We start from the raw sequence: 20,701 nt of genomic DNA on the forward strand, positions 1-20,701 counted from the left end.
ACGAGGGCCTGTGCCCGGCACGCCGAGAGCACGCACCTGACGCCGCAGGGCCCGCCCTTCGGGCGGACGACGGGAATGTGACGACAGGACCTAGGGCCGGTCCGGCGGATCGGGTCGCGGCGCCGGGCAGCTGGATCGAGGGGGCGGGGAGCGCGCGGACCTCGGGGCTCGCGCCGGTGTGAGCTGTCGCGGGAGGAGTGACTCCGCACCCCAGGAAAGATCACCAAAGGGCGGGAACCCGGCATGGGCCGATTCCCGCGAGGGCACGGTTGATCTTGCCGGGTGATCGCGACCGCCCCGGCGCCCCCTCTTCCCTCCGGGAGTCGTCATGCCCCGTGGCTTCGCCGTGCCCGCCGCCGCCCTCCTCGCCTCGACCGGTCTGCTGGCCTCGACCGCCCTCCTCGCCGCCGTACCGGCGAGCGCGGCGACGCACGGCGCGTCGCGGGCCGGAGACGTGTGCTTCTGGACCGCCGCCGGACAGCACGGCTCGTCGTGGTGCTACACCCCACCGGGCTATACGGAAGTCCCGGAGTTCCTGCACGACAAGGCCGCATCCTTCAGGTCCAACGCCGACACCGCCGTGTACGCCATCGACTGGGGCCGCGGCACCTGCTACGCCCGGCTGATCCGGGCGCACGACCTGGCCGACAACTGGCCCTGGGGCGCCCGGCTCGACGGCGTCGCCGACACCATGATGGGCTGCGAGGTCGGCTGACCCGTGCGACTCCTTCGCGCGTTCGCCGCCGCCGCGCTCACGGTGCTGGCGTTGACGGGGTGCTCCACGGCGACGGCGCAGCGAGCCGTGCCCCCGCTGCCCAGGACCGAGCGCGACCGCGACGACCTCATCGACGCCGCCCAGCAGGTGCTCGTCGACCGCTGTCTGGCCCGGCAGGGACTGACCCTCCCGAGCGCCTCGGCCCCGCAGGACCACAGCGCCGCGGCCCCGCAGGACCGCCGACTGCAGGGCGCCCTCTTCGGCCGCGGCCACCCCGAGCTCTCCGTCACCCTCGCCACCGGCTACACCGTCACCGCCCACACGGACGGCTGCCTCGCCGCCGCCGAGCGCGATCTCTACGGCGACCAGCGGCTGTGGTTCCGTACTCGCGTCGTCGTGAACAACCTGCGGGCCGAGGCCCAGCAGCGCATGAAGCGCGACCCCGACTACCGCGCCGCGACCGCCCGCTGGACCCGCTGTGTCACCCCGGCGCACGGGGCCCGCCCCGGCCGCCCCGACCCCGCCGTCTCCACGCGCTGCGCGCGTGAGAGCGGCCTCACGCGGCTGCGGGCGCGGCTGGAACCGGCCCTGCTGGCCCGGGTCCGCGCCGAGCGGCACGGACAACTGACCACCTACCGGCAGCTGCGCACCCGCGCACTGCGCCGCGCGGCGGATCTTTACGCCGAGCGGACCGTGCAGGTAACCCTGAAGAAAGGCAGTGACTCTTCGTGATCACCCAGCGTCTCGCCCTCTCCGTGGCCGCGGCCCTGCTCGCCCTCACCGGCGGCCTCGCCCTGGCCACCCCCTCCGGCGCGGCCGACTGCCCCAGCGGCAACTTCTGCGTCTGGGAGAACGCCAACTTCGACGGCCAGCGCGCCAACTGGTCGGGGGACGACGGGTGGTGGGAGAGCTGGATCGCCGATACCGACTCCTCCTGGGCCAACCACGGCATCTCGGGCCCCGGCGTCAAGGACCACGTGAAGGTCTACGAGGACGCCTGGCAGGGCGGCGCCATGACCATCTGTCTCGGACCGGGGGAGGAGGTCGGTTACAACGCCGTGGCGAACGACCGCGGTGACTCGCACACCTGGTCCATGGGCTGCTGAGAGACCGACCCCAGCCGATCGACTCCGGCCGACCAACGCCGTCCGCCCGCGGTGGGGGCCGCGGGCGGACGGTCATGCCGTGCGGCCCCTCATGCCTTCGGGGCCTCGCGCCGGTTGCGTCGGCCCTGCCGACGGCGCTTGGGATGCACCGCCCGGCCCATCCGCCGTCCCAGCAGCAGGTAACCCACCAGCGCTCCGGACGTGTTGAGGATGACATCGTCGATGTCGAAGGCGCGTCCGGTGATCAGCGTGCCCTGGACCAACTCGACCAGCAGCATCACCACCGCGGTGAGCAGCAGAACGCGCAGGATCCCCCGGGCCTTCGGAATCAGCACGGGCACCAGCACGCCGAACGGCACACCGAGCACGACGTTCCCGCCGATCTGCTTCACGGCGTCGCGCAGTGCCGGCTGGTCGAGATAGGCCCGCAGAGAACTGCCGGGGTGCAGATTGGTGTGGATCAGCGCCTTCGACGCCGGTGACGGCTCCAGCGTCAGCCGGGCCAGCGCGACCGCGAAGGCCACCATGGCCACGAAGGCCAGCAGCATCACGAGCAGCCGCACGGGCAGCGGGAGCGCCTTGCGCTCCTGCGCGGGTACCGATGACCGTCGACCGGATTTCGCTGTACCGGTGGTGCGCAGGGTGCTCAAGAGTGACGCCGTACGGACCATTCGATTCTCCCGGTTTCAACTGTTCTCCAGGTAAGGGCGGTTACCCGCAAAGCGTCCTTCGATGCCGAGCCCCGCGCGGCGGAAGGAGGGGGTCATGAAAGGGCGTCCCGCGGGCACTCGGGGGCACGGGCGCCCGGCGGGATCCCGGCGCTGTTCGTCGCCGTGCGGCAGGCTGGGTTCCGGCGGGGCGACGGCCTCGCCCCACCGGACCCTCGCCGGAGTGCGGCCGGGCTCAGGCGCCGTAGCTCACGGTCACCTCCTTGAAGCCGAGGGAGCGCAGCAGGCCGTCGAGCATGCCGGTGGTGTTCTCCTCGGCCCGCTTGGTGAGCTCGCTGTCCTTCGCCGCGTCGCCGATGTGCTTGACCGCGAGCTTCTGCACGGCCTGTTCGCTGTCCGGGTTGTCGGAGAAGAAGTCGCCGAGCCGGTCGAGCAGCCCACGCTGTTTGGAGACGGCGTACGAACGGTTGGGGTCGAGTGCGGGCTTGCCGAGGAACGCGTGCGGCAGCCGCAGGGTGGCCGTGGTGCGGTCGGCGTCGACCGTCACGTCCTTCTTGGCGAGCGAACCGAGGTCGACGTACGCCTCGACCGTGCCGGCCCCCACGTACAGCGTGCGGGTGCCGCGGATCGCGTCGGGCAGGTACTTGGCATCCTTCTCCAGGTCCACCACCACCTGGAAGTTGCCCGAGGCGGCGTCGTAACGGCTCATGTCCTGGATCGACTTGAGGAGGGCTGGTCCGGAGCGGTCGTGCGTCTGGGTGCCGAACAGGTCGCGCAGCCCAGGCAGAACGGCCAGGCGCAGCCCGGCGAACAGCACCACGAGCACCAGCACGACGGCAGTGATCGCCTTGGCCCACGCGGGCATGCGCTTGGGCAGGCGCTTGATGGACGTCGTCATTCGGCGGTCCTCCTTCCTGCTCACCGAATGCCCCCCAAATCGCCTACTAGGCCGCCCTGTTGGAGGATTGACGTCGCTGACGGGGAGCGCGTCCACTCCGGCGGCACCGGCCGACGCACATCGCCGTACGCCGAATGAGCGCCGCGTCCGCCCGTCGTACCGCATCCGCCGCACTACACGCGGCGGTCCCCCGACGGGCGGGACCACCAGACCCCTTCTCCGCGGGTGAGCCCCGGCAGCCGCAGCTCGACCTCCCGTACATGCCGGGCCGGCAGCTCGCCGGTGACGAGCCAGGAGGTCCGGCCGCCGGTCGTCTCCCCGAACTGCGCGCCGTGCGCGGCGAGCCGGGACGTGACCGGGGCCAGCGCATCGAGCGGGAGCTCCACCTCGAAGGCGTGGTACGGCTCGTACACCCGCGTCCCGGCCCGCTCCAGCGCGCGTCGCAGCACGACCGGGGTGAGGCCGCGGAAGTCGGCGGCCGTGCTGAGCGGCGCGGCGAATCCGGAACGGACGAGTGTCACCCGGTAGTCCGTCACCGGCCGCCCGTGCCGACCGGAGAGCAGGGTCGCGTGGACCGTGTCCTCGATCGCCTGGTGGAAGGCCCGGGGCAGGGCGCCGAGCTCGGTCTCGTACGTGAAGACGCCACCGGAGCCGTGCGGTCCGGGCTCGATCCGCAGCCCGACCGTGGCCCAGAACCCGACGTGCCCGTGCCGCTGGATCTCCTCGCAGGCCTCGCCGGTGCCGTCCGGCCGTTCCAGGAACCGCACCCGACTCGGCTCGAACTCCGCGTCGATGCCGAAGTCCTGGGCGAGCGTGGCCGCCAGGACCTCCTTCTGCACCTCGCCGTAGAGGAGCAGTGCGGTGCTGCCGGACGCGGCGGGCCGGGCGTGCATCAGCGGGTCCTGGTCGGCCAGCGCGAGGAGGGCCGAGCGCAGCGGGGCCGCCTGGTCGGGGTGCCGGGCCCGGACGAGGGTCTCCAGGGTCGGCGCCGCGAACTGCGGCGCACGGTCGGTGACCTCACCGAGCCGATCGCCGACGCGGATGCCGGCGACGCCCCGGAGCGCGGCGATGTTGCCCGCGGTCAACGTGGCCGCCCCCGGCCGCCCCACGACCTCCAGTTCCCGGGCCCGGCCGGGGAACTGAGTGGTGCGCCCGTCGGCCTCGCGCCGGGTGAACGCGAGCCGCTGACGACGCGTCACTTCACCGCCGTACAGCCGCAGATACGCCGTGCGCTCGCCGCCGGGTCCGGGGCGCACGGCGAAGACCGTGCCCCGTGGCCCGGCGGAGTCGGGGGCCGTCGGGCGCGGGACGAGCCGGCTCAGTCCCTCGACCAGCTCGGTGACTCCTTGCCCGCCCAGGGCGGACCCGAAGAAGACCGGGTGGAGGGAGCCGTCGGCGGTGCGCGCGACGAGCGCGGCCGCCAGGTCGTCCGGGGTCGGCGGAGGGCCGTCCACGACCGCGGCGAGGACGTCCGTGTCCACCTCCGCGAGTGTGCCGGCCGCCGTCTCGTCCAGCGGGCGCGGGACGAGACGGGCACGCGCGGTGCCGAGGCCGCGCACACCGACGAGCGGGACGACGTGCGGCGTGAGGCGGCGCCGGATGTCGTCGAGGAGCCCCGCCTCCCGCGCACCCGCCCGGTCGATCTTGTTGACGAAGAGCAGGGTGGGCAGCCCGAGGCGTCGCAGGGTCTTCATCAGGACGCGCGTCTGTGCCTGCACGCCCTCCACGGCGGACAGGAGCAGCACGGCGCCGTCGAGGACCTCCAGGGCACGCTCGACCTCGGCGATGAAGTCGGCGTGCCCGGGGGTGTCGATGAGGTTGATCTGGACGTCGCCGACGGTGAAGGCGGCGACGGCCGAGCGGATGGTGATCCCGCGCCGGCGCTCGATCTCCCCGTCGTCCGTGCGGGTGTCACCGGCGTCGACGCTGCCGAGCCGGTCGATGGCGCCGGCGTCGAAGAGCAGCCGCTCGGTGAGGCTGGTCTTACCCGCGTCGACGTGGGCCAGAATGCCGATGTTCAGAGTGTTCATGCGTGGTCGAGTCCTCGGGAACAGTCGTCCGGTGGGGGCGCTGAGAAGTTCCGAGGAATCGGCGCATGTCGTTCTCCCGTGGGTGAGGGGCGCTGGCGGGACCATCCTGGCGTATGCCCCGTGACCGTGCGCAACCGAATTTCCCCCGGTGGGAGTACCCGGGCGGGGCCCAGTAGCATGAAGCACGCATCCCGGGTCGATCATGCCGACCGGCGGCGCACCCGGATCGATCTTGCGAGGAGCGGTCGTGCGTGACATCGCCGTGTTCAGCGGTAGTGCCCATCCCGAGCTGGCGGCAGAGGTCTGCGCCCATCTCGGCGTGCCCCTCAGCCCGACCCGGGTCAGCCGGTTCGCCAACGACTGCCTGGAGGTCCAGCTCCAGGCCAACTGTCGCGAGCGCGATGTGTTCCTCGTGCAACCGCTGGTCACCCCCGTGCAGGAGCACCTCGTCGAACTGCTGATGATGTGTGACGCGGCGCGTGGCGCCTCCGCCGGGCGGATCACCGTGGTCATGCCGCACTATTCGTACGCGCGTTCGGACAAGAAGGACATGCCGCGGATCTCCATGGGCGGGCGGCTGGTCGCCGACCTGCTGGTGGCGGCCGGGGCCAGCCGCGTCCTCGCGATGACGCTGCACTCCCCGCAGGTCCACGGGTTCTTCTCGGTGCCGGTCGACCATCTGCACGCCCTGCGGGAGCTCGCCGCGCACTTCCGTGGTTACGATCTGTCGCGTACGACGGTCGTGTCGCCGGACCTGGGCAACGCCAAGGAGGCCGCGGCCTTCGCCCGGCTCATCGGCGCCCAGGTGGCCGCCGGTGCCAAGCAGCGCTTCGCCGACGACCGGGTGAGCATCAGCTCCGTCATCGGTGAGATCACCGGGCGCGATGTCATCGTCCTCGACGACGAGATCGCCAAGGGCAGTACGGTCCTCGAACTCCTGGAGCGGTTGCGGGAGTTGGGGCCGCGATCCATCCGGGTCGCCTGCACCCACGGGCTGTTCGCGGCGGGCGCGCTCAAGCGGCTGAGCGAGCAGGAGGACATCCTGGAGATCGTGTGCACCAACACCGTGCCGGTGCCGGACGAGGAGCACACCGAGAAGCTGCGGATCCTGTCCATCGCCCCGGCGCTCGCCGAGGCCGTGCGCCGCATTCACAACGGTGAGTCCGTCAGCGCCCTGTTCGACGCGCCCCCGAACGAATAAACAGGAAGAGCGACCCTTCCTGACCTCGTTCAGTGCTCGGCACCTCGCTCGGCCCCCAGCCAGGAAGCGGCGCAGCAACGCTCGGCGTCACCCAGGTGATCAGGAGGGCTCGCAGTGGCGAAGGCGAAGTTCGAGCGGACCAAGCCGCATGTCAACATCGGCACCATCGGGCACATCGACCACGGGAAGACGACACTCACGGCGGCCGTGACGAAGGTTCTGCACGACCGGTTTCCCGACCTGAACCCCTTCACGCCGTTCGACCAGATCGACAAGGCGCCCGAGGAACGCCAGCGCGGCATCACCATCTCGATCGCCCATGTCGAGTACCAGACGGAAGCCCGGCACTACGCGCACGTCGACTGCCCGGGGCACGCCGACTACATCAAGAACATGATCACCGGGGCCGCGCAGATGGACGGCGCGATCCTGGTGGTCGCGGCGACGGACGGGCCGATGCCGCAGACCAAGGAGCACGTGCTGCTCGCCCGGCAGGTCGGCGTCCCGTACATCGTCGTCGCCCTCAACAAGACGGACATGGTCGACGACGAGGAGATCCTGGAACTCGTCGAACTCGAGGTGCGTGAGCTGCTCACCGAGTACGAGTTCCCCGGCGACGACGTTCCGGTCGTCCAGGTCTCCGCGCTCAAGGCGCTGGAGGGCGACCCGAAGTGGAGTGCCTCCGTTCTCGAACTGCTCGCGGCCGTCGACGAGTTCGTGCCCGAGCCGGTCCGGGACGTCGACCGGCCTTTCCTGATGCCGATCGAGGACGTCTTCACCATCACGGGTCGCGGCACGGTCGTCACCGGCCGGATCGAGCGCGGGGTGCTGAAGGTCCACAACGAGGTCGAGATCATCGGCATCCACGAGCAGAAGACGAAGACCACCGTCACGGGCATCGAGATGTTCCGCAAACTCCTCGACGAGGGCCGGGCGGGGGAGAACGTCGGCCTGCTGCTGCGCGGGGTCAGGCGTGACGACGTGGAGCGGGGGCAGGTCGTGATCAGGCCGGGTTCGGTCACCCCGCACACGCAGTTCGAGGCGCGGGCGTACATCCTGTCGAAGGACGAGGGCGGACGGCACACGCCCTTCTTCGACAACTACCGGCCGCAGTTCTACTTCCGCACGACGGACGTGACGGGTGTCGTGACCCTTCCCAGGGGCACGGAGATGGTCATGCCGGGCGACAACACCACCATGAACGTGCAGCTCATCCAGCCCATCGCCATGGAGGAAGGCCTGAAGTTCGCCATCCGGGAGGGCGGCAGGACGGTCGGGGCGGGGCAGGTCACCAAGATTCTGAAGTGAGCGAGGGGGAGCCGGCCGAGGTCGCACCGTCCGGTCGGCAGCGGTCATAACGTGCCCGACGCGGCCTCCGGCTGCCCCAGCGCCGCGTCCAGCGACGCCGAGGGCGGCAGGAGCCGGGCCAGGCCGGTCACCTTGAGGACGCGCAGCGTCAGCGGCCGGGTGCAGACCAGGTGCAGTCGGCCGCCCCGGTCGAGAACGCGACTTCTGGCGCGGTACAGCAGGCGCAGCCCGGAGCAGTCGAAGAACTCCACGGGCCGCAGGTCGATCACGATCCGCGGCTCCGGGTGCCCCGTCACGGCGTCCAGGTACGGCGTGATCTCCAGCGCCGCGACGATGTCGATCTCCCCGTGGAACTCCAGCACCGTGTGACCCCGGTCCAGGCGGACGCGCAGGTGGCGGGTGGGCGGTGCGGGGTCGTACGTCACGGCGACATCGCCTCCAACCGGCTGCTGACCCACTCCTGGTGGCAGGGCCCGCAAAACCGTTCCCTGCTCTGCAAGTTACCCTCGTTGGAGTGAATTCCAGCATGTTCGATTGACATATGTCTGCGATTTGGCGGGCGAGTCGTCCCTCGGGTCGGCCACGCTGATCACGACAGAGCGTGCCACGCCTTGGACAGAGCCTGGCGGAACTGATCCGTCTGGTGTGCGCTGAGCTCGCGCACCATGCGTTCCTCCAGCTCACGTACCGCGTCGGTGTACCGCGCCAGCAGCTCGCGCCCCTCGTCGGTGAGCAGGATCAGCAGCTCGCGCCGGTTGTGCGGATTGCGCTCGCGGCGGATCAGTCCGCGGTTCTCCAGTGAGCGCACCAGGTCGGCCATCGACTGCGCGGTCACGAAGGAGTCCCGCGCGAGCTGTGCCGCCGAGAGGCCGTCGTGTCGCTCCAGCACGGTGAGTGACGTGTACTGCAGTGCGGTGATCCCCGCCGGCTTCACCAGTTCGTCGAGGTGGGAGCGCACGACGAGCTCCACCTGCTTGACCATGTAGAGCAGGGACGGAGGTGCCTTCGTTACCTGGGTGCCGACCATGGGTTCAGCCTAAGGCATTGACAGGAAACCTGTCCGTAATGAGACTGCGAACCAACAGGAATCCTGTTGGTTGAAATCTTGGCGATCAAGGCTGAGGAGTGGGCAATGACGACCACCTTCGAGAGCGGGCCCGGGCGGCTGTTCATCGGCGGACAGTGGCGCGAGGCGGCCGACGGAGCGCGTACGGACGTGATCGACCCGTCCACCGGCCGGGTGGTCACGACGGTCGCCGAGGCGGGCGCGGCGGACGTGGACGCCGCCGTACGCGCCGCACGGGAGGCCTTCGACCACGGCCCCTGGGCCGGCCTGAGCGGACGGGAGCGGGGCAGGGTGCTGCACCGCGTCTCGGAGCTCATCCGCGAGAACGCCGACGAGCTCGCCGCCCTGGAGAGCCTCGACGTCGGCAAGCCCATCTCCCTGTGCCGCCCCGTCGACGTGCTCACGGCGGCCGACGAGTACGAGTACTGTGCCGCGCTCGCCCAGACCCTGGACGGCGCCACCCGCGACACCCCGCTGGGCGCCTTCGCCTACACGCGCCGGGGACCGCTCGGCGTGGTCGCCGCGATCACGCCCTTCAACTTCCCGCTGATCCTCTCCAGTTCGAAGCTCGCTCCGGCTCTCGCGGCCGGCAACACCGTGGTGCACAAGCCCGCCGACGAGACCCCGCTCAGCGCCCTGTACATGGCCCGCCTGCTCCAGGAGGCCGGGGTCCCGGACGGTGTGGTGAACGTCGTCACCGGCAGCGGACCGGTCGCGGGCGAGGCCCTGCTGCGCAACCCCGGCATCGACAAGCTCGCCTTCACCGGTTCGACCGCCGTCGGCCGGCACGCCGCGAGCGTCGCGGGCGAGGCGCTCAAGCCGGTCACCATGGAACTGGGCGGCAACGCGGCCCACGTCGTCTTCGAGGACGCCGACCTGGAGAAGGCGGTCGGCGCGGTCATCAAGGGATTCGTCTTCAACACCGGGCAGTTCTGCATGGGCGGCCCGCGGCTGCTGGTGGCACGCTCGGTGTACAGCACCCTGCTGAACATCCTCGCCGACGCCGTCCCCGGCGTCCCGGTCGGCGACCCCCGCGCCCCCGAGACCGTCGTCGGTCCGATGGCGGGGGAGAGGCACCTCCGGAAGGTCGAGGAGTACGTCGAACTGGCCCGCAAGGAGGGCGCCCGCATCGTCTGCGGCGGCGAGCGGCTCGACCTCGACGGCGGCTACTACTACAAGCCCACGGTCCTCGCGGGCCTGCCGAACGACTCCCGCGTGATCCAGGAGGAGATCTTCGGCCCGGTCCTCACCGTCCAGCCCTTCGACACCGAGGACGAGGCCGTCGCACTGGCCAACTCCACCCCGTACGGCCTGGCTTCGGGCATCCAGACCAGCGATCTCACCCGCGCGCACCGCGTCGCCGACCGGCTCCAGGCGGGCATCGTCTGGATCAACGACTGGGCGATGCTCGACCCCGCGGTCCCCTTCGGCGGGGTCAAGGACTCCGGCTTCGGCCGGGAGTACGGGCCCGAGGCCCTCGCCTCCTACACCAAGGTCAAGTCCGTCGTCGTCTCGCTCGACTGAGCCGCGCACCATCACCCAAGGGAGTTCGTACGATGTCCACCTCCACCCGCGCGGCCGTGGTCGAGTCCTCAGGCGCGCCGTTCACGCTCGCCGATGTCGAACTCGACGAGCCCGGCTCCGGCGAAGTCCTCGTCCGCATGGTGGCGACCGGCCTGTGCCACACCGACCTCGGTGTGGCGAGCGGCGGTCTGCCCTTCCCCCTGCCCGGCGTCCTCGGCCACGAGGGAGCGGGCGTCGTCGAGGCCGTCGGACCGGACGTCACCGGCGTCGCCCCCGGCGACCATGCCGTCCTGTCCTTCACCTCCTGCGGCGGCTGTCACAACTGCCGTGACGGGCACCCCGCCTACTGCGCCACCTGGCTGCCGCTGAACCTCATCGGCGGCCGGCGCGCCGACGGCACCAGCACGATCAGCCGTGCGGGAGTCCCGCTGGGCGGGCACTTCTTCGGGCAGTCCTCCTTCGCCGAGCGGGCGCTGGTCGACGCGCGCAGCCTGGTGAAGGTCGACCCCGATGTGCCGCTGGAGTCCATCGCCCCTCTGGGCTGCGGGGTGCAGACCGGGGTCGGTGCGGTCTGGAACGTGCTGAAGCCCAGGCTCGGCGACACCCTGGTCGTGCTGGGCGCCGGAGCGGTCGGCCTGTCGGCGGTGATGGCCGCCGCCCTGACCCCCGCCACGAGGATCATCGTGGTCGACCGGGTCGCCGAACGCCTCACCCTGGCCAAGGAATTGGGTGCGACGCACACGATCGACGCGGGCGAGGCCGACCTCGGCGAGGTCGTCGCGCTGCTGACGGACGGTCACGGTGCCGACGGTGTCGTCGAGACCACCGGCAGCGTCGCCGTACTGCGCCAGGGCGCCGACGCGCTCGCCGCGCGCGGCACCCTGGTCGTCGTCGGCGCGCCGCCCTTCGGTACCGAAGTCGCCCTGGACGTCAACGGGTTGATCCCCGGCAGGCGGATCGTCGGCCTCACCCTGGGGGACGGCGAGACCCAGACCTTCATCCCCGCGCTGGTCCAGCTCGTGAAGGAGGGACGGCTCCCGCTGCACCGCCTGATCAGCCACTATCCGTTCGCGGACATCGAGCAGGCGGTGCGGGACATGAAGGCGGGCAAGACGATCAAGCCCGTACTGACCTTCTAGTCGACAACCCGTACTGACTTCTGGTCGACGACCCGTACTTGCCTTCTAGTCGACCGTGAGCACGAGCTTCCCCGTGGTCCGGCCGGTGTCGCCGAGCGCGTGTGCCTCGGCGGCATCGGCCAGCGGGAACGTCCCGGCGATCGTCGCGCGCAGCTTGCCCGCGTCGACGAGGTCCGCGACCGCCCGCATGCCCGCGTGGTCCGCCTCCACCAGCATCCGCGCCGCCCGCACACCGAGCGCCGCGGCTTCCTTGTAGAGCTCCTCCCGACCCATCGGCAGGATCGACACCACGATCCCGCCCTCGCGCAGCACACGCAGCGAGTGGAAGGTGTTCTCCCCGCCGATCGTGTCCAGGACGACGTCGACGTCCCGGACCGCCTCGGTGAAGTCGGTCTCCCGGTAGTCGATCAGCTCGTCGGCGCCGAGGCCGCGCAGGAACTCGTGCTTGCCCGCGCTCGCCGTGCCGATCACATACGCGCCGCGCGCCTTGGCGATCTGCACGGCCACATGCCCGACGCCGCCGGCCGCGGCGTGGATCAGCACCCGCTGTCCCGGCCGCAGATCGGCCGTGTCGACCAGCGCCTGCCAGGCGGTCAGCGAGACCAGCGGCAGGGCGCCCGCCTCCGTGTGGTCGATCCCGGCCGGCTTGGGCGCGAAGGAGCGGGCGGACGCGGTCACGTACTCGGCGTGCGAGCCGTGCCCGAACGGGTAGGGCAGCATGCCGAAGACCTCGTCGCCGGGCTCGTACAGGGTGACGCCGACCCCGACGGCCTCCACCACTCCGGAGACGTCCCAGCCCAGCACGAAGGGCGGCTGCCCCAGGAATCCGCCCGTCGCCCGGTGCTTCCAGTCGGTCGGGTTGACCCCGGCCGCCCGCACCCGCACCAGTACCTCGCTCGGCCCGGGTGCCGGCCGCTCCGTCTCCACTTCCTTGAGTACCTCGGGCCCGCCGAGGACGTCCTGACTGATCGCGCGCATCGTGTTCGCAGTGCTCATGAACCCAGCCTGCCGGGACCGCGCGCTCCGCGAAATGGCAAGATTGCCAACCTTCGATAAGATCGTGCCATGAGAGTGGAGCGAGTGGTCGTCCTGGCGCTGGACGGCGTCTACCCCTTCGACCTGGGCATCCCCAGCCGCATCTTCGGCGCGGCGGACGGTCGGTACGAGGTGTTGACCTGCACCGTCGACGGCCGGCCGGTGCGCAGCAACGCGGACTTCTCGGTCACCGTCGAGCGCGGCCCCGAGGTGCTGGGCACGGCGGACACGGTGGTGATCCCCGCCGTCGACCCGGCCGCCGTCAGCGCGGAGCTCCCCGCCGGGGTCACCGCCGCGCTCGCGCTCATCCGGCCGGGCACCCGCATCGTCTCCATCTGCACGGGCGCGTTCGTGCTGGCGGCGGCCGGTCTCCTGGAGGGGCGGCGGGCGACCACGCACTGGCAGCTGGCCGACGCGTTCCGGCGCATGTTCCCGCGGGTGCACCTGGACCCGGACGTGCTCTTCGTGGACGACGGCACGATCCTCACCTCCGCCGGTGCCGCCTCCGGTGTCGACGTCTGTCTGCACATCGTGCGCAACGACCACGGCAGTGAGCTGGCCAACAAGGTGGCCCGACGCTGTGTGGTGCCGCCCTGGCGCGACGGCGGTCAGGCCCAGTACATCGAGCAGCCCGTGCCCGAGGCCGCGGCGACCAGCACGGCGGCGACCCGAGTGTGGGCCCTCGCCCGACTGGGTGACCCGCTGACCCTGGCCGATCTCGCCGGGCACGCCCGGATGAGCCTGCGCACCTTCGCCCGCCGCTTCAACGACGAAGTGGGCATGAGTCCCGGCCGCTGGCTCATCCAGCAGCGCGTTGCCCGGGCCCGCCATCTGCTGGAGTCCAGTGACCTCTCGGTGGACCAGATCGCCGGCGAGGTCGGCTTCGCGACGGGCACCTCGCTCCGCCAGCACCTGCACGCGGCGATCGGCGTCTCGCCGGGGGCCTACCGGCGTACGTTCCAAGCGGCTCGCTGAGCGACGAGCGCTCACCGTCCTTCGTACGCTCGCTCACCGTCCCTCGTACGAACGATCACGGTCCCTCGTGCGTCGGAGGAGGTACAGCGATCGTTCGTGGAACAGGGGGCAGGGATGCGCAGAGGGATCGCGGCGGCGGTGGTGCTGGTGGGTCTGGCGGCGGTGGGGTGCGACGACGACGGGATGCGTGAGGGACTCGTCGTCACCGGTACGCCTCCGGCAACGCCGTACGCGGGGCGGCTGGACCTGCCGTTCGAGGAGAGCGCCGACGGTAGCGCCGACGAGGCCGAGGAGAGCTCGGGAGCGGCCGGGCGGGCGCTGGAGTGCGACGGCAAGATCTACTCGGGCGGCGGGGGTGACGGATGGGCCGAGAGCGACGGCGGCTCGACGCCGGAGGAGGGCCTGAACGCCTACTTCGACATGGACCTGCCCGAACTGCCCGACCATGGCTACCGGGTGGAGCGAAGGGAGAAGGACCGTGTGTTGTTCTCGTATGACGTCGACGGCAGAACCAAGGTGGCCGTCGTCGTCGCCAAGGACCAGCCGCACCGCCCCGGTTGGGGCCCGGAGACCAACGCCTCCTGCGACCCGGCCGAACTCCCCGCGAGTTTCACGGACACCAGGTTCGAGATCTGGACCGACCGGGACGGCCGTCGCGTGCCCACCACGACGGTGAGCAGCTCGACGGGGCCGGAGCACTGCGACTGGCAGAGCGTCCACTTCCTCACGTTGGGCGAGGGCAAGGACGCCAGGCAGTACGCCCGCGATCCGCGCGGGGCGCTCGGGAGCCAACTGCTCACCGCCGCGTACAGGGGAGACGTCGCTATGCCCGCCGCCGCGCACGACACCGGATACCGCTACCACGACTGGGCACTCTGGCTGACGGACGACAAGGCCACGGCGTACGTACGCACGAACCACGGGGTCGAAGCATGGCCCGCCACGAAGGAGCGGGCGGCCTGCATGTGAGACCTCAGCGGCTCATGTGCAGGGCGACCAGCAACTGCCAGACCTGGTCGGCGACTTCCTCCGGGGTGCCCTCAAGGAGTCCGTGCAGCCAGTCGGCGAGCACCCCCGCGAACGTGGCGGCGACCGCGGAGGCCACCAGCGGGGCGTCCGCGGCGCCCGCGAGGGTGCGCTCGGCCAGGCTGCGGGCGCGCAGGTCGCGATGGAGGACGTGCCCGAGCGGGCCGCCCCCGCCCGGGCTGAGCAGCGCGCGGTAGAGGCCGGCGTGCGGGGCGAGGTCGGCGAAGAACGCGAGCAGGGCGGGTGGCGCGGACACCGGGTCGGGCCGCCCGCGCCACGCGTGCAGCGCCTCCACGGCCTCCCGTACGACATCGGCACAGGCGTCGACGGCCAGGGCCTCCAGGTCGGCGTAGTGCACGTAGAAGGTGGCCCGGCCGACCCCGGCCCGCCGCACCAGTGCGGCGACGCCGACCTCCTCCAGCGGGTGCTCGGCGCACTCCGCGAGGAGCGCCCGGCGCAGCTTCTCGCGGGTGCGGGCGGCCCGCGGGTCCTCGGGCGTCACCGCGCGAGCAGGACGGCGGCCAGGGCGAGCGCGCCGGGCAGGGCCTGCGCGAAGAGGATGCGGCGGTTGGCGGTGAGCGCCCCGTACACCCCGGCGACCACGACGCACACCAGGAAGAAGACCTGGACGCGGAACCCGGTCGGATCGGCGGCGATCAGCCCCCACACCAGGCCCGCCGCGAGAAACCCGTTGTAGAGCCCCTGGTTGGCGGCCATCGGCGCGGTCGCCCGGGCCATCTCCGGGTCGAAGCCGTGCAGGCCGCGCCCCGGCTTCTTCTCCCACAGGAACATCTCCATCACGAGTATGTACGCGTGCAGCGCGGCCACCAGGCCCACCAGCACGTTCGCGACCGTCTCCATCGTCAGCAAGCTCCCTCGTACACGGCTGTCCACGGTGTCCCTGGACAGATGTTTCCTGGACGGGTGTCCACTATAGCTGGACGACTGTCCAGGAAGTCACGGGGCGCCTCAGGTTGCCCCGCGCGCCGCCCTGGGTAGCGATGCTCCGGTTTCCGTTGCTGGAGGGGGAGTTGACGTGTCGGGCAGCCTCGCGCCGGGTGGATGGAGCGGGAGTGAGCGGGAGATGTGGGCCGCGTTCCGCAGGGGGGAGTGGTACGCGGACGGGGGCGAGGTCCGGGCCTCGGTGGTGCGTCGCCTCCTGCTCGCGCCGCCGCCCGCCGAACCGGGCCATCTGCCGCGGCTGAGGCTCAGGGACGTACGGATCACCGGACGGCTCGACCTGGCCGAGGCGGTCGTCGCCGGGACCCTACGGCTGCACACCTGCCGTTTCGAGCAGGTCCCCTGCCTCGACGGCGCCTCCCTGGGGGCGCTGGAGCTGCGCGACTGCGTGCTGCCCGGCCTCTCCGCGGTCGGCGTCACGATCGGCCGGCAGTGCGAGCTCACCCGGTGCCGGGTGGAGGGGCCCATCGATCTCTACGGCGCCTCGATCGGCGGCACCCTGCACCTGGAGGACAGCCGGCTGACCGGGCACGGCGAGCGCCGCGGGGAAGGGGCGCTGCAACTGCTGTGCGCCACCGTCGGAGGGGACATCCAGGCGGGTTCGGGCCTGCGCGTCGACGGCTGCACCGACCTGCGGGACACCTCCGTACGCGGCACCGTCGTGCTCAAGCGCGCCGAGCTGCGCAACCCTTCGGGGCGGGCGCTCAATGCCAAGCGGCTGCACATAGGAGGCGACCTGAACTGCCGCGGTGGGTTCGTCGCCGAGGGCACGGTCGATCTGTGCGACGCCCGGGTCGGCGGCGGCGCGCTGTTCGAGGACGCCTCGCTGACCGCGGAGCACGGGCCCGCGCTGCGCGCCCACGGCATAGACGTCGGCGCCGAGTTCAACCTCTGCGACGGCTTCACCGCGCGCGGCCGGCTCTCCATGAGCAGCGTCACCGTGCGCAGCCGGTTCTGCTTCAAGGACGGTCTCATCGACGCCCCCGTCGGACAGCCCGCCCTCCTCAGCCGCCGCTCCACCGCCTCCGAACTCGACATGCGCTTCCGCGCACCCGTACGCGGCACCGTCGACCTCAGCCACACCCGTGTCACCGTCCTGAGCGGTACCCCGGACAGCTGGCCCACGGCGCTGCGCATGGAGGGCGTGGTCTACGACAGCCTGCTGCCCCAACTCCCCGCCGCGCAACGGCTTCCCCTGCTCGCCCGAGACCCCGAGGGCTTCACCCCACAGCCCTACGAGCAGTTGGCCGCCGCCTACCGCCAGCACGGGCACGACGGCGACGCCCGTACGGTCCTGCTCGCCAAGCAGCGGCGGCTGCGCACCACCCTGCCGTGGCCGGGGCGGGTGTGGAGCGGCCTCCAGGACATCACCGTCGGCTACGGCTATCTGCCGATGCGCGCCGTGTGGTGGCTGTGCGCGATCGTGCTCAGCGGGATCCTGCTGTTCACCCGCTGGCCCCCGCAGCCCGTCGACCCGGGCAAGCCGCCCCGCTTCCAGGCCGCCATCTACACCTTCGACCTGGTACTGCCGCTCGTCGACTTCGGGCAGGAACAGGCGTTCAGCCCACGCGGCGCACTCCAGTGGGCGGCCGCGGTCCTGGTCTGCCTCGGCTGGCTGCTCGCGACGACGGCCGCCGCGGGCGCCAACCGCACCCTCCGCAGGGCGTGATCGTCACCGGGCCCCGGCGGCCCGCCGCAGCGTCAGCGCCCGCAGCGCGAGCTGCATCTCGAACTGGGCCGTCGGATCGTGGAGCCGCTCGCCGAACAGCTCGTCCAGCTGCCGCATCCGATAGCGCACCGTCTGCGGGTGCACGGCGAGCCGCGCCGCCACCTCACTCGCGTTGTGGCCGCTCTGCAGCCAGGTCAGCAGCGTCTCGGCGAGCCGCTCCCGCTGCGGCGAGCGCATCCGCTCCAGCGGGCTCAGCCGGCGTTCGGCCATCGCGTCCACCAACGCCTCGTCCCGGAAGAGCAGGAGCGTGGCCAGGTGCTCCTGGCAGCGCACCATCTCCGTGTCGGGCAGGATGCCCCGCCGTACCAACTCCAGCGCCTCGGCCGCCCAGCGCAGCGACCGGGCGCCCTCGTGCAGCGCCACGGTGGGCCCCATCGCCGTACGCAACCCGTGCAGCGCCCCGGAGACCGCCCGTGCCCGCCCCGGCCCCTCCGGATCGGGCACGACGAGGACGGCCGGCCGGACGTCGAACCGGGCGAGGAACTCCGGCGGCACGATGGGCCGGGCCGCCGCCGTGGGCCGCGGCCCACGGTCGATCGCGACCACCGCCAGCGCCCTCGGCACCGGCCACCCCGCGGTGTGCGCGAGCTCGCTGATCGCCTCGGCCGACGCCGGTGGATCGGCGGTGAGCAGATCGAGGAGCCGGGCCCGCCGCTGCTGCAACTCGCCCGCCCGGTGCAGCCGTGCCTCCGTGTAGCCCGCGGTCGTCGCGGCCGCCATCTCGTCCAGATGCAGGAACAGCGCCTCGCCGAAGGCGGCCAGCACATTGCGCGGCAGCAGTTCGGCGTCGACCAGCGCGTTGATCCGACGCCACGTCACCCGCGCGCCGAGCCGCAGCGCGGACTGGAACGAGTCGAGACTGCGCCCCTCGTCCGCCTCGCCCCGCCCGATGCGCCGGTAGGTCTCCTTCACCGGCTCCCAGTCGGTGTCCGGCTGCGCCATCCGCTCCAGGAACCCCTGCAGGGCGTGCTCGACACCCCGCTGCACCACCTGCATGTACGTGTCGTCCGTCGGGCGCGCGTACTCCGGGATCTCGGTCTTGATCGCCCGTACGACCTCTTCCCTGATGTCGGAGAAGAACGGCCGGAGATGGTGGTGCAGGCCCGAAGGGATCGCCTTGAAGGGGCCGTTGGGCTCGTCGCCCGTCTCCTGGGCGGCCACCGCGCCCGTCGCGTCCGTCACGGAGTCTGTCGCCTCGACCGCTCCGCGGCCCGCGTCCTCGCTCTCCGAGGTGTGGAATCCGGTCATCGCTGCGGCTCCCTTCTGCGGGCGCGGTCGGGGGCTCGGAGACGATACCGGCAAGTAACGAGCCGTGCCCCGTCAACGGCGGACAGACGTGGGTGTGTGGATTGTCACTCGGTGACAACGGGGACCCGACGGCACGGACGGTCGACGGCCCGGAGCCCCCGTGGATTGGCCCCGGGCGCCGAATCGAGGCCCGGTCTTTGTCAGCCGACTGACAGAAGCCGGGTGACGAACTGTCAACACGTCGTCTAACCCGACCGGCACCCCTCGTCGGACGCTGGGCCCGTCCCCCTTGTTTGCCCACCCCGCCGGGCAACAGCCCCACCGCCCCCACGAGTTGGAGCCATCCCATGACCCCCGCCCGGCCGTCCGCCGACGCACCACTGACGGAGCACCTGCGGTACTGGGCCCGCCACCGCCCGCAGCAACGCGCCTTCAGCCACGTCGACTTCCCCGACACGGCGTCCCCGGGACAGCACCGCACCCTCGGCTGGCGGGCCCTGGACGCCCGCGCCCGCGCCGTCGCCGACCGGATGGTGACCCTCGCCGCGCCCGGCGACCGGGCCGCCCTGCTCATGCCCCAAGGACTCGACTACGTGGCGGCCTTCCTCGGCTGCCTCTACGCACGCGTGATCGCCGTACCGCTCTTCAGCCCCCGGCTCCCCGGTCACGCGGGCGCACTGGCGGCCGTCCTCGCCGACTGCGAACCCGGCTGCCTGCTCACCGACTCGGCCACCGTCACCGCGGTCGACGCCTTTGTCCTGGATCACGCGCTGCCCGCCGTACCGGTCGTCCCCGTCGACCGGCTCCCCCTCCAGCGCTTCGCCTTCGACGAGGTCGAGTCCGCGCCGGTCCCCGACGACATCGCCTATCTCCAGTACACCTCGGGCTCCACCCGGGACCCCGTCGGTGTGATGATCAGCCACGCCAACGTCGTCGCCAACGCCCGCCAGGCCATCGACGCCTTCGCGGGCGACCTCGACGATCCCGGCGCCACCACGACCGTCGGCTGGCTGCCCCTCTTCCACGACATGGGCCTGGTCCTCAGCGTGGCCGCGCCCGTCCTCGGCGGCTTCCCCTCCGTCCTCATGGACCCGGCGGCGTTCCTGGAGAACCCCGCGCGCTGGCTGCGCCTGCTGGGCGCGTACGACGGCACGATCAGCGCCGCCCCCAACTTCGCGTACGACTACTGCGTGGCCCGCACCGACCCCGCCGTGGCCGACGAGCTGCGCCTCGACCGCGTACGCGCCCTGATCAACGGCAGCGAGCCGGTGCGGCCGGGCACCATCGACCGCTTCCGTGCCGCCTTCGCACCCGCGGGCCTCGACCCGGCGGCGCACTGTCCCGCGTACGGACTCGCCGAGGCCACCGTGTTCGTGACGGCGGACGCGCCCACGGCGGAGCCCACGACGGTGGCGTGCGACGCGGGCGCGCTCGCCGAGGGGCGGATCGAGAGCGCACAGGACCGGGCGGGCGCGGCGGCCGTGCTCGTGTCCTGCGGCGCGCCCGTCGGCCAGGAGGTGCGGATCGTCGACGCCGAGGGCGCCGCGCTGCCTCAGGGGCGGGTCGGCGAGATCGAGCTGCGCGGACCCAACATCGGGCGCGGCTACTGGAAGCGGGCCGATCGGACTTTGCGCGACCCCGGGGGTTGGCTGCGCACGGGCGACTACGGCGCTCTGCTCGACGGACGGTTGCTGGTCACCGGCCGCCTCAAGGACGTGATCATCGTGGACGGACGCAACCACTACCCCCAGGACATCGAGGAGACCGTCCAGAGCGCCGTGGACCTCGTCCGCCGGGACCGGCTGGCCGCCTTCGGCGTGACCCGCGCCGACGACACGGGCGAGGAACTCGTCGTGGTCGCCGAGCACCGCCGCGAGATCGACCCCACCGAGGAAGAGACCCGCGCGAGGGAACGCGACGTACGCGCCGCGGTCTCCGCCCGCCACGGACTGCGGCTCGCCGCACTGCTGCTGGTCCCGCCCGGCTCCGTGCCCCGCACCAGCAGCGGCAAGGTGGCCCGCGCGGCCTGCCGGGCCCGCTTCCTCGATGGCGGGTTCGATCCCTGGTGAGCCC

General features: G+C 71.9%; 20 protein-coding genes. 11 read left to right on the top strand and 9 right to left on the bottom strand.

The window, feature by feature from the left end; translation table 11 throughout:
* The first annotated feature begins 328 nt into the window (after window positions 1-328).
* The 3 genes from KVT44_RS52725 to KVT44_RS52735 are packed head-to-tail and all read left to right on the top strand — an operon-like array spanning window position 329 to window position 1,821.
* Window positions 329-715, top strand: a complete 387-nt coding sequence (locus tag KVT44_RS52725; protein WP_217575989.1) for a hypothetical protein — start codon at window positions 329-331, stop codon at window positions 713-715.
* 3 nt (window positions 716-718) lie between these two features.
* Window positions 719-1,447, top strand: a complete 729-nt coding sequence (locus KVT44_RS52730; RefSeq protein WP_217575991.1) for a hypothetical protein — start codon at window positions 719-721, stop codon at window positions 1,445-1,447.
* Window positions 1,444-1,821, top strand: a complete 378-nt coding sequence (locus KVT44_RS52735) for a peptidase inhibitor family I36 protein (protein WP_308314392.1) — start codon at window positions 1,444-1,446, stop codon at window positions 1,819-1,821. The genes KVT44_RS52730 and KVT44_RS52735 overlap by 4 nt, the downstream gene beginning before the upstream one ends.
* A gap of 89 nt (window positions 1,822-1,910) precedes the next feature.
* Here KVT44_RS52735 and KVT44_RS52740 read toward each other — a convergent pair whose 3' ends face one another.
* The 3 genes from KVT44_RS52740 to otr(A) form a co-directional block, all read right to left on the bottom strand.
* The gene (locus KVT44_RS52740) at window positions 1,911-2,492 is read right to left on the bottom strand and encodes a VanZ family protein (protein ID WP_217575993.1); all 582 of its coding nucleotides are present in this window, start codon (window positions 2,490-2,492) and stop codon (window positions 1,911-1,913) included.
* Window positions 2,493-2,724: 232 nt separating this feature from the next.
* A complete protein-coding gene (locus KVT44_RS52745; RefSeq protein ID WP_075028065.1) occupies window positions 2,725-3,387 on the bottom strand; it encodes a DUF4230 domain-containing protein in 663 nt (220 codons plus the stop codon).
* Between the two features lie 173 nt (window positions 3,388-3,560).
* Window positions 3,561-5,417, bottom strand: coding sequence for a tetracycline resistance ribosomal protection protein Otr(A) (otr(A), locus tag KVT44_RS52750; protein ID WP_217575995.1), 1,857 nt, complete (start codon window positions 5,415-5,417; stop codon window positions 3,561-3,563).
* A 247-nt stretch (window positions 5,418-5,664) separates the two neighbouring features.
* Between otr(A) and KVT44_RS52755 the strand changes: the two genes are divergently transcribed.
* Together KVT44_RS52755 and tuf are read left to right on the top strand one after the other, a co-directional pair.
* Window positions 5,665-6,618, top strand: coding sequence for a ribose-phosphate pyrophosphokinase (locus tag KVT44_RS52755; RefSeq protein ID WP_190171046.1), 954 nt, complete (start codon window positions 5,665-5,667; stop codon window positions 6,616-6,618).
* 114 nt (window positions 6,619-6,732) lie between these two features.
* Window positions 6,733-7,926, top strand: a complete 1,194-nt coding sequence (gene tuf / locus KVT44_RS52760) for an elongation factor Tu (RefSeq protein ID WP_099919106.1) — start codon at window positions 6,733-6,735, stop codon at window positions 7,924-7,926.
* Between the two features lie 44 nt (window positions 7,927-7,970).
* Here tuf and KVT44_RS52765 read toward each other — a convergent pair whose 3' ends face one another.
* Window positions 7,971-8,351: an anti-sigma factor antagonist gene (locus tag KVT44_RS52765; protein ID WP_099919105.1), complete on the bottom strand. Its 381-nt coding sequence runs from the start codon at window positions 8,349-8,351 to the stop codon at window positions 7,971-7,973.
* Between the two features lie 164 nt (window positions 8,352-8,515).
* Window positions 8,516-8,953, bottom strand: coding sequence for a MarR family winged helix-turn-helix transcriptional regulator (locus KVT44_RS52770; protein WP_099919104.1), 438 nt, complete (start codon window positions 8,951-8,953; stop codon window positions 8,516-8,518).
* A gap of 105 nt (window positions 8,954-9,058) precedes the next feature.
* Between KVT44_RS52770 and KVT44_RS52775 the strand changes: the two genes are divergently transcribed.
* Window positions 9,059-10,516, top strand: coding sequence for an aldehyde dehydrogenase (locus KVT44_RS52775; RefSeq protein ID WP_190171048.1), 1,458 nt, complete (start codon window positions 9,059-9,061; stop codon window positions 10,514-10,516).
* Window positions 10,517-10,548: 32 nt separating this feature from the next.
* Window positions 10,549-11,655 (top strand): NAD(P)-dependent alcohol dehydrogenase, encoded by a 1,107-nt coding sequence (locus KVT44_RS52780; RefSeq protein ID WP_190171049.1) that lies wholly within the window; start codon window positions 10,549-10,551, stop codon window positions 11,653-11,655.
* A gap of 45 nt (window positions 11,656-11,700) precedes the next feature.
* Here KVT44_RS52780 and KVT44_RS52785 read toward each other — a convergent pair whose 3' ends face one another.
* On the bottom strand, window positions 11,701-12,651 hold the full coding sequence (locus KVT44_RS52785; RefSeq protein WP_099919101.1) for an NADP-dependent oxidoreductase: 951 nt from the start codon (window positions 12,649-12,651) through the stop codon (window positions 11,701-11,703).
* Window positions 12,652-12,720: 69 nt separating this feature from the next.
* On the opposite strand from KVT44_RS52785, the gene KVT44_RS52790 reads away from it, so the two are divergent.
* Together KVT44_RS52790 and KVT44_RS52795 are read left to right on the top strand one after the other, a co-directional pair.
* On the top strand, window positions 12,721-13,665 hold the full coding sequence (locus KVT44_RS52790) for a GlxA family transcriptional regulator (protein ID WP_190171051.1): 945 nt from the start codon (window positions 12,721-12,723) through the stop codon (window positions 13,663-13,665).
* Between the two features lie 114 nt (window positions 13,666-13,779).
* The gene (locus KVT44_RS52795) at window positions 13,780-14,634 is read left to right on the top strand and encodes a hypothetical protein (protein ID WP_217575997.1); all 855 of its coding nucleotides are present in this window, start codon (window positions 13,780-13,782) and stop codon (window positions 14,632-14,634) included.
* A 4-nt stretch (window positions 14,635-14,638) separates the two neighbouring features.
* Here the strand turns inward: KVT44_RS52795 and KVT44_RS52800 are convergent, their stop codons facing one another.
* Window positions 14,639-15,193 carry a TetR/AcrR family transcriptional regulator gene (locus KVT44_RS52800; RefSeq protein ID WP_067360187.1) on the bottom strand — a complete coding sequence of 185 codons (555 nt, stop codon included), beginning with the start codon at window positions 15,191-15,193 and terminating at the stop codon, window positions 14,639-14,641.
* Complete coding sequence (locus tag KVT44_RS52805; protein ID WP_054234260.1) at window positions 15,190-15,552, bottom strand: DUF1304 domain-containing protein; 363 nt, start codon at window positions 15,550-15,552, stop codon at window positions 15,190-15,192. The genes KVT44_RS52800 and KVT44_RS52805 overlap by 4 nt, the downstream gene beginning before the upstream one ends.
* Window positions 15,553-15,727: 175 nt before the next feature.
* Between KVT44_RS52805 and KVT44_RS52810 the strand changes: the two genes are divergently transcribed.
* Entirely contained in the window at window positions 15,728-17,320 is a 1,593-nt protein-coding gene (locus KVT44_RS52810; protein ID WP_190171053.1) for an oxidoreductase, read from the top strand.
* Between the two features lie 3 nt (window positions 17,321-17,323).
* On the opposite strand, the gene KVT44_RS52815 is transcribed toward KVT44_RS52810, so the two are convergent.
* Complete coding sequence (locus tag KVT44_RS52815) at window positions 17,324-18,628, bottom strand: CdaR family transcriptional regulator (RefSeq protein WP_217575999.1); 1,305 nt, start codon at window positions 18,626-18,628, stop codon at window positions 17,324-17,326.
* Window positions 18,629-18,975: 347 nt separating this feature from the next.
* Between KVT44_RS52815 and KVT44_RS52820 the strand changes: the two genes are divergently transcribed.
* On the top strand, window positions 18,976-20,697 hold the full coding sequence (locus tag KVT44_RS52820) for a fatty acyl-AMP ligase (protein WP_217576001.1): 1,722 nt from the start codon (window positions 18,976-18,978) through the stop codon (window positions 20,695-20,697).
* Window positions 20,698-20,701: the final 4 nt, after the last annotated feature.

The organism is Streptomyces sp. GbtcB7 (assembly GCF_019091445.1).
GTDB lineage: Bacteria > Actinomycetota > Actinomycetes > Streptomycetales > Streptomycetaceae > Streptomyces > Streptomyces mirabilis.

Bases quoted from the DNA above. Each gene is read 5' to 3' on its own strand.
- KVT44_RS52725 (WP_217575989.1), top strand. From the start codon at position 329: ATGCCCCGTGGCTTCGCCGTGCCCGCCGCCGCCCTCCTCGCCTCGACC.
- KVT44_RS52740 (WP_217575993.1), bottom strand. From the start codon at position 2,492: ATGGTCCGTACGGCGTCACTCTTGAGCACCCTGCGCACCACCGGTACA.
- KVT44_RS52745 (WP_075028065.1), bottom strand. From the start codon at position 3,387: ATGACGACGTCCATCAAGCGCCTGCCCAAGCGCATGCCCGCGTGGGCC.
- KVT44_RS52770 (WP_099919104.1), bottom strand. From the start codon at position 8,953: ATGGTCGGCACCCAGGTAACGAAGGCACCTCCGTCCCTGCTCTACATG.
- KVT44_RS52775 (WP_190171048.1), top strand. From the start codon at position 9,059: ATGACGACCACCTTCGAGAGCGGGCCCGGGCGGCTGTTCATCGGCGGA.
- KVT44_RS52780 (WP_190171049.1), top strand. From the start codon at position 10,549: ATGTCCACCTCCACCCGCGCGGCCGTGGTCGAGTCCTCAGGCGCGCCG.
- KVT44_RS52785 (WP_099919101.1), bottom strand. From the start codon at position 12,651: ATGAGCACTGCGAACACGATGCGCGCGATCAGTCAGGACGTCCTCGGC.
- KVT44_RS52790 (WP_190171051.1), top strand. From the start codon at position 12,721: ATGAGAGTGGAGCGAGTGGTCGTCCTGGCGCTGGACGGCGTCTACCCC.
- KVT44_RS52795 (WP_217575997.1), top strand. From the start codon at position 13,780: ATGCGCAGAGGGATCGCGGCGGCGGTGGTGCTGGTGGGTCTGGCGGCG.
- KVT44_RS52805 (WP_054234260.1), bottom strand. From the start codon at position 15,552: ATGGAGACGGTCGCGAACGTGCTGGTGGGCCTGGTGGCCGCGCTGCAC.
- KVT44_RS52815 (WP_217575999.1), bottom strand. From the start codon at position 18,628: ATGACCGGATTCCACACCTCGGAGAGCGAGGACGCGGGCCGCGGAGCG.
- KVT44_RS52820 (WP_217576001.1), top strand. From the start codon at position 18,976: ATGACCCCCGCCCGGCCGTCCGCCGACGCACCACTGACGGAGCACCTG.